This window comes from Actinoplanes awajinensis subsp. mycoplanecinus (genome assembly GCF_001509495.1).
In the GTDB taxonomy this organism is placed as follows: Bacteria; Actinomycetota; Actinomycetes; order Mycobacteriales; family Micromonosporaceae; genus Actinoplanes; species Actinoplanes palleronii.
Map to the genome: position 1 here is coordinate 58,374 of NZ_LLZH01000289.1, position 16,028 is coordinate 74,401.

Consider the following 16,028-nt stretch of genomic DNA (forward strand, 5'->3'; position numbering starts at 1 on the left):
CCGCGGTCAGCGGCCGCCGGTGGCGGGCAGGGCCACCGCCACCGCCAGGCCGTCGTCGAGGAACATCAGGCCACGGCGGCCGAACTCGGCGACGGCCTCCCGGATCAGCTGCGGGTGCGTCGCCCCGCCGAGCCGGTGGCCGATGCCGGTCACGGTGGCCGGGCGGTCGCACACCGCCAGGTAGATGTCGGCGAGGATCCCGTCGAACGTGTACGTCCCCTCCCGGCCCGGCCACCGCGCGTCGTGGATCTGCACCAGCCCCGGCGCCGACCAGTAGCGCAGCGCCGGGGTACGGCCCTGCGCCCAGGTCGCCTGCCACGTCGTGACGGCGTGGGCCAGGTCCGCGTACGCGCTGTCGGGCAGGGCGCCGGCCAGGTCGTACTCGAAGAAGTAGGCCACCTCGTCGAGGTCGATCGCGGCCGGGTAGACGTACCGGTAGCTGCGCTCCGGCGCCCGGTGGCGGACCGGGAACGACGCCTGGTCGGTGTGCAGCGGGCTGAACCGTTCCATCCAGATCCGCCCGGCGCTGTCCGGTGGCTGCAGGTGGACCAGGTGCGGCACGGCGGCCGCCTGACCGGCGTAGTCGCCGGCCTGCTCGCCCGGGAACCCCCAGAGGATGTTCCACGACACGTCGATGCCGTAGTACCGGGCCCAGCGCAGCAGGTTGACGTTCTGCGCGGCGCGCACGCCCTTGCGCATCAGCCGCAGCACCGTGGAGCTGAGCGACTCGATACCCGGCTGCACCGCACGCACCCCGGCGTCGGCGAGAGCCCGGACCTGGCCGCGGGTGAGGTTGGCCTTGACCTCGTAGAAGATCTCGAAGCCGGTGGTCTGTTCGGTCAGCCGGGGCAGCAGGGTGGTGAGGTAGCCGGCGTCGAGGATGTTGTCCACCGCCTCGAAGCGGAAGCCCCGGTAACGCCGGGCCTGGTGGGTCAGCTCGGCCAGCACGCGGTCCGGTGACTTGGCCCGGAAGCGCATCGTGGTGCCGTTCAGCCCGCAGAACACGCAGTGGTGCTTCTCGCCCCACCAGCAGCCGCGGGCCGACTCGAACGGGATCGCCACGTCACGCTGGGCCGCGGTGCTGATCAGCCCGAGCCGCTCGGCACGGGCGAAATATTCGGTGTAGTCGGGGAACGGCAGGTCGTCGAGCCGGTGCGGCACCACGGCCGGTGGCGTGACGCTGATCGACGGGCCGAGCCGGTGCGCCACGCCGGGCAGCGGGCCCGGGTCGCCGCCGGCGGCCAGCGCGTCCAGCAGCCGGGGGAGCACGGTGTCGCCCTCGCCGGTCACCACGACGTCCACGAAGTCGAGCCGGCGCAGGTACTCGGCGCCCATCGGGCCGTCGAAGTTGGCGCCGCCGAAGACCGTGACGATGCCCGGGTGCCGTTGTTTGAGCCGGCGGGCCAGCGCGAACGACGCGGCGTTCTGCTGGAACGTGGAGGTGAACCCGGCGACCCGTACCGACTCCCAGTCCTCGGTGTCCAGCAGGCGGTCGAGGAACGCCGGCACGGCGACCGTGCGCAGCTCGCGCAGCGTGTCCGGCGGGGCGGGCAGCTCGGTGGCGAAGTCGGCGAGGAACCGGTCGTCCGGGTCGGGCGCTGACCCGCCGAACGCCGCCGCGGAGAAGAGCCACTCGCCGGTCATCCGGCCCCGGTGCAGGGCCAGCGACTGGTAGAGCCCGGCGCCGATCTGCGCGCCGAACTCGAGGTGGGCGTGCAGGGTGCGTACCGGGAAGCCGTGCCGCCCGGCGATCGCGGTCAGCAGTCCCAGCTGGATCGACGGGCGGTACAGGTCGGCGAACGGCATGGCGACCAGGACCACGGGGAGGGCGGCCCGGCGGTCGTCCTCGAGCGGCCGGTCCCCGGGCCCGGCGCTCACAGGTCGAGGTTTCCCAGGTCGACCGAGATGACGACGTTGCCGACCTTCGCCACCCGCGCCCGCCGTTCCTCGGGCAGCGGGCCCTCGGCGAAGGCGCGTTCGAACTGCGGCGCCATGTCGAACACCCCGTCGGCGAAGCCCGGGACGTCCGGCGCTTCGAGGACGAACCGGACCTCGTCCCCGATGGCTTCGGCCTTCTGGACGGCGTCCAGGAGCAGAGCCTCGACCAGCCGCCGCTGTTTCACCGTGAGCCGGTTGAGATCGGTCAGCAGCTCGAAGAATTCCTGCTTGGTATACGACGTGGTGGGCATGTGCACCTCCGGAGGCCGATCGTAGCCGCGCGGTCACGGCACGTGTGTCGCTCAGGTGACTTCCCGCGGCGAGGCAACCATGATCCGCCCGGGAACGTCAGGGAACCGTGAGAGCAACTCGACGATGGACGCCGACCGTGGCACTGGTCCTGCTGGCCGGGTGTGGCACCGCCGTGCAGGCCGGCCCGTCCGCGCCGCAGCCACCGGCGACGGTGCCGCGCAGCCCGGCGGCGACCCAGCCGAGCCCGGCGGCGAGTCCGGAAAGGATCACCTACCCGGCCGCCGGCGGCCAGAGGTTCGCGATCGCGCCGGGGGAGACCGCGGCGCCGGCCGGGAAGAAGAAGGGTGACCTGCTCCGCTACCGGGTCGTGGTGGAACGCGACATCCGCGGGATCACCGCCGCCCGGTTCGCCACCGTGGTCACCGCGACGCTGCGGGATCCGCGCAGCTGGACGGCGGGCGGTGAGTGGCGCCTGCAGCGGGTCGGTCCCGGCGCCGAGGCGGATTTCACCGTACGCCTGGTCACCCCGAAGACCCGCGACGCGATCTGTGCCGGCGCCCCGGACGGCTACACCTCCTGCCGCACCCACGACGACGTGGTGGTGAACGTCGCGCGCTGGGCGAAAGGCGTGCCCGGGTACGGCGCGAGCCTCGACGCCTACCGCCAGTACGTGATCAACCACGAGGTCGGCCACCGGCTCGGTCAGGCGCACGAACGGTGCCCGGCCGAGGGCGACCCGGCACCGGTGATGCAGCAGCAGACCCTCGGCCTGCACGGCTGCACCGCGAACGCGTGGCCGTACCTGAACGGCGAACGGCACCGCGGCCGGATCGGCGCCTACGACGACGAGGTGCCGCCCCGCGACCGAGGCCGGGACTGACTTTCCCGCGCGGATCCGTGATGCTCCTAGGGGATCCACCGATATCGGTTTCGACCCGAGGGAGCCGCATGCATCCGATGCTGCAGCGTCTGGACGATCTCGCCGCCCACCTGGCCACCCGTGCCGACACCGTCGCGCTGCTCGGCCTCGGCTCGGCCGGCGCACAGCGGGGCCGGCTGGACGACCACTCCGACCTGGACTTCTTCCTGATCGTCGAGGACGGCGCGACCACCCGGTACGCGACCGCGACGGACTGGCTGGCGGTGCCCTGCCCGGTGGTCTACAGCTTCGCGAACGAGCGGCACGGCCGGAAGGCGCTCTACGCGGACGGCATCTTCGTGGAGTACGCCGTGTTCACCGTCGCCGAGGTGCACCGCGTCCCGTTCCGCGGCGCGCGGGTGGTGTGGCGCCGCGCGGACGCCCCGCCCGGCCTGACCGAGTCGGACGCCCCGGTGCCCCGCACGCCGTACGACACCGTCGAGTACCACCTCAACGAGGCGCTCACCAACCTCTACGTGGGACTGCACCGGGAGTTGCGCGGCGAGCACCTGAGCGCGGCCCGGTTCATCCAGGGCCACGCGGTCGATCGGGTGATCGCGCTGTTGCGGCTCAGCGAGGGCGAACCGCCGTACCGTGATGCCTTTGATTCAAGCCGGCGCGTCGAGCGGACCTATCCGCCGCAGGTTCTGCCGCTCGCGGCGATGGTCCCGGGCTACCGCGGCAACGTCGCGGCGGCCCGGGCGATCCTGGACTGGCTCGGCGACCGGTTCCCGATCCCGGCACCGATCGGTTCGGCGATCGACGGGCTGCTCAGTAGCTGATCGGCAGTCCGGCGTAGTTCTCCGCGAGGCCGGTCGCGCCGGCCTGGCTGGAGGCCACCCACCGCAGCTGGGACAGCTGCAGCTCGGCGTCGAACGGGTCACCCGAGGTGTGCAGCATGGTGGTCATCCACCAGGAGAAGTGCGTGCACCGCCAGACCCGTCGCTGCGCCGCGTCCGAATACGCGTCGGCGAGCGTGTCGTTACGCTCCTTCACCCGTGCGACCAGGGCCTTGCTGAGCAGCGCCACGTCGGCGATCGCCAGGTTGAGGCCCTTGGCGCCGGTCGGCGGCACGATGTGCGCGGCGTCGCCGGCCAGGAACAGGTTGCCGTGCCGCATCGGGGTCTGCACGTAGCTGCGCATCGGCAGCACGCTCTTGTCGGTGATCGGCCCGGGGTTCAGTTTCCAGCCGTCCTGCCCGTGCCCGAGCCGGGTGGCGAGCGCGTCCCAGATCCGGTCGTCGGACCAGGACGCCGGGTCGGTGCCGTTGGGCACCTGCAGGTAGAGGCGGCTCACGGTGGCCGAGCGCATCGAGTGCAGGGCGAAGCCGTCCGGGTGCCAGGCATAGATCAATTCGTCGGTCGAGGGAGCGACGTCGGCCAGGATGCCGAACCAGGAATAGGGATAGACCTTTTCGTACGCGGTGGCAGCCGGCACCGCCGCCCGGGACGGCCCGAACGAACCGTCACAACCGGCGATCACCGCGGCGTCCAGCCGTTGTTCGTGCCCGCTCTTGTCGAGAAACGTCACGGAGGGCCGGTCGGACGTCACGTCGTGCAGGGCGACGTCGCCGACCTCGTAGTGGATCTCCTGGCCGGCGGCGCGACGGGCCGCGATCAGGTCCTTCTGCACCTCGGTCTGGCCGTAGACCCAGACGCTGCGCCCGGTCAGGTCGACGAAGTCGAGGTGCTTGCGCTCGCCCGGCCACTGGAGATGGATGCCGCGGTGCTCGTCGCCCTCGGCGCGCAGCCGGGCGCCCAGCCCGGCCGACTCGAGCAGCTCGACGCTGGAGTGCTCGAGGATGCCGGCCCGGATCCGGGCCGCCACATACTCCTCCGAGCGGGTCTCCAGGACCACGGAGTCGACGCCGCCCTGGGCGAGCAGATGGGACAGGAGGAGGCCGGCCGGGCCTGCGCCGATGATGGCGACCTGGGTACGCATGCCTTCAACCTGCCCCGGCGGTCAGCCGCGGGCAAGGCCCTGTTTCCACTGAACGGAAGCCAGCGTCCGGCCGATCCCCTGCGCGGCCACCTGCAGCGCGGACACCAGCCGGGGCAGCTGCCGGCGCAGGTCGGGCACCACGATCCCGAGCGCCGCCACCACCTCGTCGCCGTTGCGCACCGGCACGGCCACCGAGCACGCGCCCAGGGTCATCTCCTCGCCGGTCGTCGCGTACCCCTCGGCGCGGACCCGGCGCAGCTGCTCCAGCACCCGGGCCGGCTGCGTGATCGTGTACGCGGTGACCCGGCTCAGCCGGCCCAGCGCGGCCGTCCGCACCTCTTCCGGCGCGTACGCCAGCAGCACCTTCCCGACCCCGGTGGCGTGCAGCGGCAGCCGCGAGCCGATCTTGCTGATCACCGGCACCGACACGTGCCCGGCCAGCCGGTCGATGTAGAGCACCTCCATGCCGTCCCGGACGGCCAGGTGCACGGTGGCCAGGGTGGCGCCGTAGAGGTCGTGCAGGAACGGGCTGGCCGCGGTGCGCAGGCCGGTCTGCACCGGGGCGAGCAGGCCGAGCTGCCAGATCCGGCGGCCGATCACGTACTCGCCGGTCGGCTCGCGGGCCAGGGCGCCCCACTCCCGCAGCTCGCCGACCAGCCGGTGGGTGGTGGCGAGCGGGGTGCCGGAGCGGCGGGCCAGCTCGCTGAGGGTGAGGGCGCGGTGCTCCGCGTCGAACGCGCCCAGGAGGTCGAGCGCGCGGGCCGTCACGCTCTTCGCCATCCTGCTCCTTTCCGCTCAGTGGAAGAACTGTATCGCCGTCGGGCGGCCGAGCGCCTAGCGTCCCGAGGGTGAACACGCAGTCGGACATCAACCAGGAGATCGCCGCGGCCGCGCAGCAGCCGGGCGGCCCGCAGCCGAAGATCGACTATCCGCCGTATCGCAGCAGCGCCCTGCGGCACCCCAAGCAGCCGCTCCAGCTGATCGACCCGGAGTCGGTCGAGCTGTGGGCGCCGGCCTTCGGGCACCGCGACGTCGCCGACGACGAGGCCGACCTGACCATCCAGCACGCCGGCACCCCGCTCGGCGAGCGGATCGTGGTCACCGGCCGGGTACTCAACGGCGACGGCCGCCCGGTGGCGAACCAGCTCGTCGAGGTGTGGCAGGCGAACGCGGCCGGCCGCTACCGGCACCAGCGGGACCAGCACCCGGCGCCGCACGACCCGAACTTCACCGGGGTGGGCCGGATGCTGACCGGGCCGGACGGGACGTACCGGTTCCAGACCATCAAGCCGGGCCCGTACCCGTGGCGCAACCACCTGAACGCGTGGCGGCCCGCGCACATCCACTTCTCGCTCTTCGGGTCCGACTTCACCCAGCGCCTGATCACCCAGATGTACTTCCCGGGCGACCCGCTCTTCCCCTACGACCCGATCTACCAGTCGATCACCGACCCGAAGTCCCGGGAGCTGCTGATCGCCCAGTACGACCACGACCTCACCACCCCGGAGTGGAACACCGGATACCGTTGGGACATCGTGCTCACCGGCACCCACCGCACTCCGCTCGACACCGAGGACAACGACTCATGAGCGCGGTTCCGGGCCAGACCGTCGGCCCCTTCTTCCACCTCGGTCTGGCGTACCCGCAGATGAACGAGCTGGTGCCGCCGGCGCATCCGCGCGCGGTCCGGCTGCACGGCCGGGTCACCGACGGCGCGGGCGCCCCGGTGCCGGACGCGGTGATCGAGATCTGGCAGGCCGACCCGCAGGGGCACGTGGTGCGCCGGCCGGGCTCGCTGCGGCGCGACGGGTGGACGTTCACCGGGTGGGGGCGGGCCGCCACCGACCCGGACGGGTTCTACTCGTTCGCGACGCTGGAGCCGGCGCCGACCGAGGCCGGGAAGCCGGCGTTCTTCGCGGTGACCGTGTTCGCCCGGGGGCTGCTCGACCGGCTCTTCACCCGGGCGTACCTGCCAGACGACGCGGACGCGCTGGCAGCCGACCCGCTGCTGTCCGCGCTCGGCCCGGAACGCCGCGCCACGCTGGTCACCGAGCGGTCCGAGCAGTCGCTGCTCTTCGACATCCGGTTGCAGGGCGACGACGAGACGGTCTTCCTCAGCTATCCACGGCTGCGGGACGCCTGGGCGTGAGCGATCTCCTCTGGCCCGGTGACCACCGGGCCGGCGACCTGTTCACCGACGCGGCCGTGATCGCGGCCATGGTCCGCGTCGAGCACGCCTGGCTCACCGCCCTGACCACCCAGGGCCTCGCCGACATCACCGTCCCGGACGACCTGGCCGCCCTGATCACCCCGGACGACCATCCGGCCCTGGCCGTCGCCGCGGAATCCGGCGGCAACCCGCTGATCCCGCTGCTCAAGCTGCTCCGCTCCCGCCTGCGCGGCCGCAACACCGCCGCGGCCGGCTGGCTGCACAAGGGCCTGACCAGCCAGGACGTCGTCGACACCGCGCTGGTCCTGTGCCTGCGCGACGCCGTCACCCGGATCCGCACCGACCTGCGCGCCCAGATCGGCACACTCGCCCGCCTGGCCGGCGAGCACCGGGAGACCCGGATGGCCGGCCGGACGCTCACCCAGCACGCCATCCCGATCACGTTCGGCCTGAAAGCGGCCGGCTGGCTCACCGGCGTCCTCGACGCCCGCGAGCAGCTCGCCGCCGCGGCGGCGCTGCCGATCCAGGTGGGTGGCGCGGCCGGCAGCCTGGCCGCGCCGACCGCGGTGGCGGGTGACCCGGGCCGGGCGCGGGCGCTGGTCGCGGTCACCGCGGAGCACCTCGGCCTGCCGCTGCGCGAACCGTGGCACACCAGCCGGGCCCCGCTGACCCGGGTCGCCGACGCGTTCGTGACCTGCACCGACGCCTGGGGCCGGATCGCCAACGACGTGCTTGTCGGCTCGCGCCCCGAGGTGCACGAGCTGATCGAGGGCGGGGCCGAGGGCAAGGGCGGCTCGTCGGCCATGCCGAACAAGCAGAACCCGGTGCACGCCGTGCTGATCAAACGGGCGGCGCTGGCCGGCCCGCCGTTCGCGGCCCTGGTCCACGCGGGCGCGGCGGCCGCGGTCGACGAGCGCCCGGACGGCGGCTGGCACGTGGAGTGGGCCACCCTGCGGACGCTGGCCCGTCGTACCGTGGTGGCCGGCGCGCAGACCGCCGAGCTGCTGGCCGGTTTGCGGGTGGACACCGGCCGGATGCTGGCCACCCTGCACGACGCCCGGCCGGACATCGACGCCGAACAGCAGTCGATCAGCCCGGGAGCGCCGCCGGACCAACCCTATCTGGGCGCCACCGACGAGATCATCGACGCGGTCCTGGCCCGCGCTAAGGAGACTCCGTGGAAACTGCACTGACCGCGACCGTCTTCACCGACGCGCCCGGCCGTCCGCTGCTGCTGCTCGGCTCGTCCGTCGGCACCTCGGCCGGGACACTGTGGGCACGCTGTGCCGACCGGCTCTACGGCCGCTACCACGTGGTCGGCTTCGACCTGCCCGGTCACGGCCGCAGCGCACCGGCGAGCGGCCCGTTCACCATCGCCGACCTGGCCCGCGGCGTGCTCGCCCTGGCCGACGGTCTCCGGCCCGGCGAGAGTTTTCTGTACGCGGGCGACTCGATCGGCGGCGCGATCGGCCTGCAACTGCTGCTCGACGCGCCGGCCCGGGTCACCGCCGCGGCCGTGCTCTGCACCGGCGCCAAGATCGGCGAGGCGGACCTGTGGCACGAGCGGGCCGCGCTGGTGCGGGCCAAGGGCACCGACGCGGTGGTGGCCGGCTCGATCGAGCGCTGGTTCGCCCCCGGGTTCCTGGATCGCTTCCCGGCCGAGGGTGAGGCGCTGCTCGGCGCGCTGCGCGCGACCGACGACGAGAGCTATGCGCAGGCGTGCGAGGCGTTGGCCGATTTTGACGTACGGGATCGGCTCGCCGAAATCGCCGCGCCCCTGCTCGCCGTCGCCGGAGGTCAGGACCGCCCCACCCCGCCGGACGGCCTGCGCCTGATCGCGGACAGCGCGCTGCGCGGCCGCCTGGTCGTCCTCGACGAGGTCGCCCACCTGGCGCCGGCCGAGTCCCCGGAGGTCGTGGCGTTCCTGCTCGACCAGCACTTCGACGAGTCCCGCGCGGCCGGCATCGCGGTCCGCCGTGAGGTCCTCGGCCCGGCCCACGTCGACCGGGCGACCGCCGCCACCACGGCCTTCACCCGCGACTTCCAGGACCTGATCACCCGGTACGCCTGGGGCGAGATCTGGACCCGCCCCGGCCTGGACCGCCGCAGCCGCTCGCTGGTGACGCTGACCGCGCTCGTCGCTCTCGGCCACCACGAGGAGCTGGCCATGCACGTGCGCGCCGCCCGCACCAACGGCCTGACCGTCGAGGAGATCCAGGAAGTCCTGCTGCAGACCGCGATCTACTGCGGCGTCCCCGCCGCCAACACGGCCTTCCGCATCGCCCAGACCGCCCTCACCGACGTCTGATCAGTAGCGCCGGCGATACTATCGGCGGCGACAGTATCGTCGGCGCTAGTAATGTCAGGCGGGTTGTTCGACGACCGGGTGGCGCAGGCCCGGGTGGCCGGCCGGGAGGGTGCGCTGGATGACCCACCAGCTGACCGCCAGGCACGCCGCGACCAGTGGCCAGCTCAGCACGATCCGCGCCCCCGCGAGGGCACCGGTCTGGCCGGCGGCGTAGAGCGGCAGGAACACCGCGACCCGGATGACGTACTGCAGCACCCAGACCCAGCTGGCCCGGGAGTACGCCTTGAGCAGCTCCGGGTCCCGGCGCCAGCGGGTCCGCTGACCCAGGACCGCGCCGACCACCAGGCCGAGCAGCGGCCAGCGGACCACGATGCTGAGCACCCAGACGAGCACGCTCGCGCCGTTGCTGAGCAGCTGGAGCAGGAAGAAGTCCTCGGCCTTGCCGGTGTGCAGCGCGATCAGCGCGGCGACGCACACGCCGAGCAGACCGATCAGGACCGCGCGGGGCTTGTCACCACGCCGCAGCCGCCAGGCGACCACGCCGAGCGCGCAGATCAGCGCGCCGGCCGCACCCGCCCCGATCGAGTGGAAGAGCAGCCAGCCGGCCAGGTAGCCGACGGCCGGCCACGACGCGTCGACGGCGGCGCGCCGCCCGTTGAGCAATTCCGCCAGTGATTCCGGCTGCGCCATCTCCACCCGCCCGTTCCGAAGTTAGGCGAGCCTAACCCCCGGTCGTGTTCCGGAACCAGACCGGGGTTCCGGCGCGTCGCGCAGGTACGCGTCCAGATCGTCGCCCGGCATCGGCGCACCGACGTGCAGGCCCTGCGCCAGACCGAAACCGGCCTCCCGTACGCCTCGGGCCTGCGCCGCGGTCTCCACCCCCTTGGCGACGGCCTCGATGCCCAGGCTGCCGGCCAGTCGCGCGACGGCCCGCGCCACCGTGGCGTGCCGGCCGTCCTCGGTGATCCGGGCGGTGAACGCCGGGTCCAGTTTGATCACGTCCACCGGCGCGTTCACCAACAGCGACAGCGACGAGCGGCCGGTGCCGAAGTCGTCAAGGGCGATCCGGACGCCGAGCGCGCGCACCCGGTGCAGGGTCGCCAGCACGGTCTCGTCCTCGACCGCTGCCGACTCGGTGACCTCGATGATCAGCCGGCTCGGCGCCAGGCCGGTCGTCGCGAGGGCGGCGGCCACCCGGTCGGCGAACCGGGGCTCGCGCAGCTCGTGCGCCGAGGTGTTGAGGTAGGTCGCCGGCGGGCCGGTGCGGCGGCAGACGGCGCCGAGCATCCACTCGCCCAGCGCCGCGATCAGGCCACCGCGCTCGGCGGCCGGTACGAACTCGGTCGGCGGCACCCACCCCCGGGCCGGGTCCCGCCACCGGGCGAGCGCCTCCACCCCGCTGACCTGCCCGTCGTCGAGCCGGACGATCGGCTGGTAGTGCACCGACAGCCGACCGGCGGTGAGCGCCTGGCGCAGCGCGGTGAGCATCGCCGACTGGTCCACGACCCGGGTCCGCATCCCGGGCCGGTGGTACGCGTACCGCCCCTTGCCGCCGTCCTTCGCCTCGTACAGCGCGATGTCGGCGTGCCGCAGCAGGTCGTCGCCGCTGTCGCCGGGACGGGCCTGTGCCACCCCGATGCTGGCGCGCGGGGTGAGCGGGTGCCCGCCGGCGTCGACGGCACGGCCGAGCGCCGCGGTGATCCGCCGTACCGTGCGTGCCACCTGCCAGCGGCTGCTGTCCTCGAGCAGCACGGCGAACTCGTCGCCGCCGAGCCGGGCCACGGTGTCGCCGTCGCCCAGCCCGTCGTGCAGCCGGGCGGTCACCGCGATCAGGAACTGGTCGCCGACGTCGTGGCCCAGGCTGTCGTTCACCGCCTTGAAGTCGTCGAGGTCGATCAGGAGCACGGCCGGCGGCTGGGTGCCGGCCCGCGCGACCGCCTCGGTGAGCCGCCGGGTGAACAGGGCCCGGTTGGCCGCGCCGGTGAGCGGGTCGGTGTCGGCGAGGACCCGGAGCCGGTCCTCCAGGGCGCGCCGCTCGGTGATGTCCAGCATCGCGCCGGCCAGCCCGCGGACCGCGCCGTGCTCGTCGGTGAGGATGCCCTTGTAGAACGTGACGTCGTGCAGGGTGCCGTCGGCGTACCGGACCTGGGCCTCGTAGACCTGTTTGCCGCCCGCGTCGAGCAGGGCCTGGTCGGCGGCGGCGTACACGTCGGCCATCTCGGGTGACCAGATCTGGTGCACGGTGCGCCCGATGATCCGCTCGCGGGGCACACCCACGTACGCCTCGAAGGCCGTGTTGCACGCGCCGTAAGCCCCGTCGGCGTCCTTGCTGAAGATCGGCGCGGGGATGTTGTCGATCGCGGTCTGCAGCTGCTGCACGGTCCGGGCGGCCTGCCGGGCGCCGTCCTCGGTGAGCAGCACCCCGGCGGTGCCGGTGAATCCGGCCGCGCGCAGCCCGGCGAGCTTCTCACCGGCCTGGCCGAGGTCATCGGCCTCGACCACGACGTGCTCAGGCGGGTGTGTCATGGGCCGCCCATCGGCGCGGCACAGGGGCACATGAGGGGAGTGGTGGGTGAGGAACGAGGCTGGGCGGCCCCGTTCCCCACCCTGGGGATTCACTACAGCACTGCGCGGGGAAACGGTTGTAGGGGACGGATGGGAGCGCTCCCATTTAACACGACTGTAGCAATTGTCACCGGTCCCCGCGAGGGGTCACACCGCCGCGCAGGTCACCGCGGGGGTGCTGGGCGTCCCACCGGCGATGAAGCCGAACGTGGTCGACCCGCCGGCGGACAGGGCCCCGTTGTAGGCCGCGTTCGACGCCTGGATCTGGCTCCCGCTGGTCAGCACGGTCGCGTTCCACGACTGCTGCACGGTCTGTGCCGCGCCGTAGGTGAGCGTGACCGCCCAGCCCTTGACCGCCGCGCTGCCCGCCGTGACGGTCACCGTCGCCTGGTACGCGCCCGACCACTGCGACGCCACCGAGACCGCCGCGCTGCAGGCGCCCGAGGGAACCGGCGGTGTCGACGACGGTGACGTGGAGGGCGACGTGGACGGCGAGGTGGAGGGCGAGGTGGAGGGCGTGACGGAAGCGGACGGCGTCGGCGAGCTGACCCCGCCGAAGTTCACGTCACTGCAGAAGTAGTAGGACTGGTCCAGGTGGCTGGCCTGCCAGATGGTGTAGACCATGGCCCGGCCGGACCGCCCCGGCACGCTCACCGGGATGTCCATCTGCACGCCGTTGCTCAGCTGCTGGGTCCACTGCGCCGCCGGGGTGTTGCCGACCGTGCTGACCAGCTCCAGGTCCGACCACTTCAGCGCGGTGGTGACCGGGTTGTAGGACGCCTTGGTCACGTACACCCGGATGTAGTCCGCGCCGTGCCGCGCGCCGTCGAACAGCCCGAGCGTGAACGAGTTGGCGACGGTGGTCGCCTTCCAGTCGCCGATCGTGTCCATCGCGGCGTACCGGCCGTTCTGCGTCCTCCCGGCGCTGCACAGCTGCCCGTCCGGGATGGCGCCCTGGTGGTTACCGGCGACGCCCTCGCGGTACAGGCCGTTCCAGTTCCACATCGCCTGCGGATCGGCCTGCCAGGCCTGATAACACATCGGGTCCTCGGTCGCCATCTCCGGCGCCTGGAACTTGTCGCCCCAGCGCTCGAAGCAACCGTAGTTGCGCGAGGCCGGGCTCAGAACGTTGCCGTGCGCCGCTGCGGGCGAGCTGGGCAGCGCGAACACGGCGAGAACAGCGGCCAGCACGGCCACCAGAGCAGAGATCAAAAACTTTTTGGGTACGACGTTGGGCATGCGAAACCAGCACTCCTGAGCTGATGGCCGTGCGCGCGTGGCGACGGCCGGCTGTGGGGGACGGCGGAAGCTGCCCGGGCTTCCGTGGTGCCGCGTGACTCCGGCGGCAGTGCTGTGCCGCCCAGGGTGCCAATCCGATCGAGTTAAGTCAATGCGTACGCAAAAATGGGGTGCCTCGTCGTGCCGGGGTTCCTAGGTTGTGGGGATGTCCGCTGAAGCAGCCCGCGCCGCCGAGCTCCTCACCCAGCTGTCCAACCCCGCCCGCCTGCGCGCCTTCGCCGAGCTGGTCCGCCGCGGCAAGGAGGGGTCCTCGCTCGCCGAGATGTCCTTCCACCTGGACATCTCCAAACCGGAAGCCGGTGAGGCGCTGGGCCGCCTGGCCGGGCTCGGACTGGCCACCGGCAGCGGCGACGGGTATTACCGCGCGCAGCCGGACGTGCTGCGCGAGGTGGCCCAGGCGCTCACCGCGACCCTGCCGATCGCCCCGCTGCTCCGGGACTATCCCCAGCTCAAGAGCTATTTCGCGCACGGCCGGCTGACCAGTCTGCCGCCGACCATGAGCGAGCGGTACCAGCAGACCGCCGAGCTGCTGGCCCGGTTCCTGGCCGTCGAGGGCGTGCTCACCGAGGACGAGGTGAACCGGCGCCTGGCCGCGGTCACCGACGACGTGGCCGCGGTCCGCCGGATGCTCGTCGAGTCGGGCTGGCTGGAACGCGACCGGGCCGGCACCTCCTACGGCTCGGCCCGGAAACTGCCCGCCTAGATTTGACGGCATGGCGAATCGCAGCGAGGTCCGGGACTTCCTCACCGCCCGCCGGGCCCGGATCACCCCGGAACAGGCGGGCCTTCCCGCGTACGGCAGCCGCCGCGTCGCAGGCCTGCGCCGCGGTGAGGTGGCCGTGCTCGCCGGGGTGAGCGTCGAGTACTACACCCGGCTCGAACGCGGCAACCTCTCCGGCGTCTCGGACAGCGTGCTCGACGCACTGGCCCGCGCCCTGCGCCTGGACGACCTGGAACGCCGCCACCTCTACGACCTGGCGCACACGCCGGTCGCCCGCCGCCCGCGCCGCCCCGCCGCGCCCGAGGTCCGGCCCACCGTGCTGCGGCTCCTCGACGCGATGACCGAGGTCCCGGCGTTCGTCCGCAACGACCGCTTCGAGATCCTCGCCGCCAACCCGCTCGGCCGCGCGCTCTACGCGCCGATCTTCGCGAGCCCGCACCGCCCGCCGAGCACCGCCCGGTTCATCTTCCTCGAACCCCAGGCCACCGGCTTCTACCCGGAGTGGGACCGGGTGGCCCGCGACGCGGTCGGCGCCCTGCGGATAGCGGCCGGCCGCCACCCGGACGACGACCGCCTGATCCGCCTGATCGGCGAACTCTCGACGCGCAGCGACGCGTTCCGCACCTGGTGGGCCGAGCAGAACGTGTACCGCCACGGCGCCGGCGTCAAGCGCTTCCGCCACCCGGAGGTCGGCGACCTGGACCTGTCCCACGAGTCGATGTCCCTGGCCGACACCGCCGACCTGACCCTGGTCACCTACACCGCCGACCCGAACTCACCCTCCGCCGACGCCCTACGCGTCCTGGCCAGCTGGTCCGCCACCCCCACCACCACCTCCACCCCATCCCCAGCCGGTCAACCCGGCCACTGACCGCCCCGCGGACCATGCCTCGCCCCGCGGACCACGCTCCGGGTCGCGGACCACACCTCGGTCGGGCCCGCGTTCCTGTTGTGGGACATGTCCCGGCCGCGGACAACGTCTCTGACGTGGGACACGCCCCGCCTGCTGGGCAGCCAGGCCGCCGAGCGCCGGATCGCGCCCAGCGGGCAGTTCCTGGTCGCGGTGCAGGGTCCGGGCCCGGCCGCGGATGGCTGGGGTTTGCTTGCCAGGCGGGGAGCCGTCGGGTCGCGGTCCGCCACGCCAGTCCCGACCGCAGCCAGTCCCGCCATCCCGCCAGGTGGTCCCCGCTCCCGGCAGGCGGTCCGCCCCGGCCCGCTTCGCCCAGCGCCCACCCTCCGGTCCACCCCGATCACGCTCCCGGCCAGCAGCCGCCCGCGCTCCAGCCCCTGGCTGGTGCCCATGGTGGTATCCCGCCTCCTGATACCACCATGGGCACCAGCCACTCACCGCCAGCTGGTGCCCATGGTGGTATCCGGCGCGCTGTTACCGCCACCAGCGCCAGCCGAGCCCGCCGGCCGGCTCCTGCCCGGACCTATAACGGCCGTCAGGCCCAGCCGCGCCCGCTGGGCTGGTCCTGGCGGCCGTTATGCAGCTCTCTTAAAGGCCGCCAGGCCCAGCCGAGCGGCTCGAGCTGGCCCTGGCGGCCGTTATACCGGTCCCATAAGGGCCCCTGTGACCAGCTGGGGATGCCGGGCTGGCCCTGGCGGCCGTTATCCCGGTCCTATAAGGGCGCCTGTGACCAGCTGGGGATGCCGGGCTGGTTCTGGTGGCCGTTTTGCAGCCTCTTAACGGCCGCCAGGGCCAGCCGGATGGCTCGGGCTGGTTCTCGCGGCCCTTATGTCCTCGCGGCCTTTATGCACCCCGGGGTCAGCGCCGGGCCGGGCTAGGGCTGGGTCGGGGGTGGGCTGGGTTGGGGGCGCGGGGCGGTCTGGGGTGGCTGCGGTCTTGCGGGGGCACGGGCGGGACGTGGCCCGTAGCCTGCGGACGGGACTCCTTGTTCGTATCGGAAGGGGC

The 16,028-nt window shown here is 72.9% G+C and carries 15 protein-coding genes; 8 read left to right on the forward strand and 7 right to left on the reverse strand.

Annotated elements, in window-relative coordinates:
- Window positions 1-6: 6 nt before the first annotated feature.
- Window positions 7-1,878, reverse strand: a complete 1,872-nt coding sequence (locus tag ADL15_RS32200) for a RiPP maturation radical SAM C-methyltransferase (protein ID WP_232344638.1) — start codon at window positions 1,876-1,878, stop codon at window positions 7-9.
- On the reverse strand, window positions 1,875-2,189 hold the full coding sequence (locus tag ADL15_RS32205) for a hypothetical protein (protein WP_067699041.1): 315 nt from the start codon (window positions 2,187-2,189) through the stop codon (window positions 1,875-1,877). Before ADL15_RS32205 ends, ADL15_RS32200 begins: the two co-directional genes overlap by 4 nt.
- 137 nt (window positions 2,190-2,326) lie before the next feature.
- On the opposite strand from ADL15_RS32205, the gene ADL15_RS32210 reads away from it, so the two are divergent.
- Window positions 2,327-3,070: a DUF3152 domain-containing protein gene (locus ADL15_RS32210; protein ID WP_198171105.1), complete on the forward strand. Its 744-nt coding sequence runs from the start codon at window positions 2,327-2,329 to the stop codon at window positions 3,068-3,070.
- Window positions 3,071-3,138: 68 nt separating this feature from the next.
- Window positions 3,139-3,891 carry a hypothetical protein gene (locus tag ADL15_RS32215; RefSeq protein WP_067699045.1) on the forward strand — a complete coding sequence of 251 codons (753 nt, stop codon included), beginning with the start codon at window positions 3,139-3,141 and terminating at the stop codon, window positions 3,889-3,891.
- Here ADL15_RS32215 and ADL15_RS32220 read toward each other — a convergent pair.
- Both ADL15_RS32220 and ADL15_RS32225 read right to left on the reverse strand, forming a co-directional pair.
- Window positions 3,881-5,050 (reverse strand): 4-hydroxybenzoate 3-monooxygenase, encoded by a 1,170-nt coding sequence (locus tag ADL15_RS32220; protein ID WP_067699047.1) that lies wholly within the window; start codon window positions 5,048-5,050, stop codon window positions 3,881-3,883. The genes ADL15_RS32215 and ADL15_RS32220 overlap by 11 nt on opposite strands.
- A 21-nt stretch (window positions 5,051-5,071) precedes the next feature.
- Window positions 5,072-5,830 carry an IclR family transcriptional regulator gene (locus ADL15_RS32225; protein WP_067699049.1) on the reverse strand — a complete coding sequence of 253 codons (759 nt, stop codon included), beginning with the start codon at window positions 5,828-5,830 and terminating at the stop codon, window positions 5,072-5,074.
- A 68-nt stretch (window positions 5,831-5,898) separates the two neighbouring features.
- Between ADL15_RS32225 and pcaH the strand changes: the two genes are divergently transcribed.
- From pcaH to pcaDC, 4 genes are read left to right on the forward strand one after another with little or no spacing between them, the layout of a single operon-like run.
- The gene (gene pcaH, locus ADL15_RS32230; protein ID WP_067699052.1) at window positions 5,899-6,639 is read left to right on the forward strand and encodes a protocatechuate 3,4-dioxygenase subunit beta; all 741 of its coding nucleotides are present in this window, start codon (window positions 5,899-5,901) and stop codon (window positions 6,637-6,639) included.
- Window positions 6,636-7,199, forward strand: a complete 564-nt coding sequence (gene pcaG, locus ADL15_RS32235; RefSeq protein ID WP_067699054.1) for a protocatechuate 3,4-dioxygenase subunit alpha — start codon at window positions 6,636-6,638, stop codon at window positions 7,197-7,199. The genes pcaH and pcaG overlap by 4 nt, the downstream gene beginning before the upstream one ends.
- The gene (locus tag ADL15_RS32240; protein WP_067699056.1) at window positions 7,196-8,413 is read left to right on the forward strand and encodes a lyase family protein; all 1,218 of its coding nucleotides are present in this window, start codon (window positions 7,196-7,198) and stop codon (window positions 8,411-8,413) included. Before pcaG ends, ADL15_RS32240 begins: the two co-directional genes overlap by 4 nt.
- Window positions 8,398-9,528 (forward strand): bifunctional 3-oxoadipate enol-lactonase/4-carboxymuconolactone decarboxylase PcaDC, encoded by a 1,131-nt coding sequence (gene pcaDC / locus ADL15_RS57400; protein ID WP_067699058.1) that lies wholly within the window; start codon window positions 8,398-8,400, stop codon window positions 9,526-9,528. The genes ADL15_RS32240 and pcaDC overlap by 16 nt, the downstream gene beginning before the upstream one ends.
- 54 nt (window positions 9,529-9,582) lie before the next feature.
- Here pcaDC and ADL15_RS32250 read toward each other — a convergent pair whose 3' ends face one another.
- From ADL15_RS32250 to ADL15_RS32260, 3 genes are all read right to left on the reverse strand, one after another.
- Window positions 9,583-10,218: a DUF3159 domain-containing protein gene (locus ADL15_RS32250; protein WP_067699073.1), complete on the reverse strand. Its 636-nt coding sequence runs from the start codon at window positions 10,216-10,218 to the stop codon at window positions 9,583-9,585.
- Between the two features lie 21 nt (window positions 10,219-10,239).
- Window positions 10,240-12,054, reverse strand: coding sequence for a putative bifunctional diguanylate cyclase/phosphodiesterase (locus ADL15_RS32255; RefSeq protein ID WP_083972018.1), 1,815 nt, complete (start codon window positions 12,052-12,054; stop codon window positions 10,240-10,242).
- Window positions 12,055-12,240: 186 nt separating this feature from the next.
- The gene (locus ADL15_RS32260; RefSeq protein WP_067699062.1) at window positions 12,241-13,332 is read right to left on the reverse strand and encodes a lytic polysaccharide monooxygenase auxiliary activity family 9 protein; all 1,092 of its coding nucleotides are present in this window, start codon (window positions 13,330-13,332) and stop codon (window positions 12,241-12,243) included.
- A 205-nt stretch (window positions 13,333-13,537) separates the two neighbouring features.
- Here ADL15_RS32260 and ADL15_RS32265 point away from each other — a divergent pair, with 205 nt between their 5' ends.
- Together ADL15_RS32265 and ADL15_RS32270 are read left to right on the forward strand one after the other, a co-directional pair.
- Entirely contained in the window at window positions 13,538-14,095 is a 558-nt protein-coding gene (locus tag ADL15_RS32265; RefSeq protein ID WP_067699064.1) for a DUF2087 domain-containing protein, read from the forward strand.
- Window positions 14,096-14,105: 10 nt separating this feature from the next.
- The gene (locus ADL15_RS32270; protein WP_067699065.1) at window positions 14,106-14,984 is read left to right on the forward strand and encodes a helix-turn-helix transcriptional regulator; all 879 of its coding nucleotides are present in this window, start codon (window positions 14,106-14,108) and stop codon (window positions 14,982-14,984) included.
- Window positions 14,985-16,028: the final 1,044 nt, after the last annotated feature.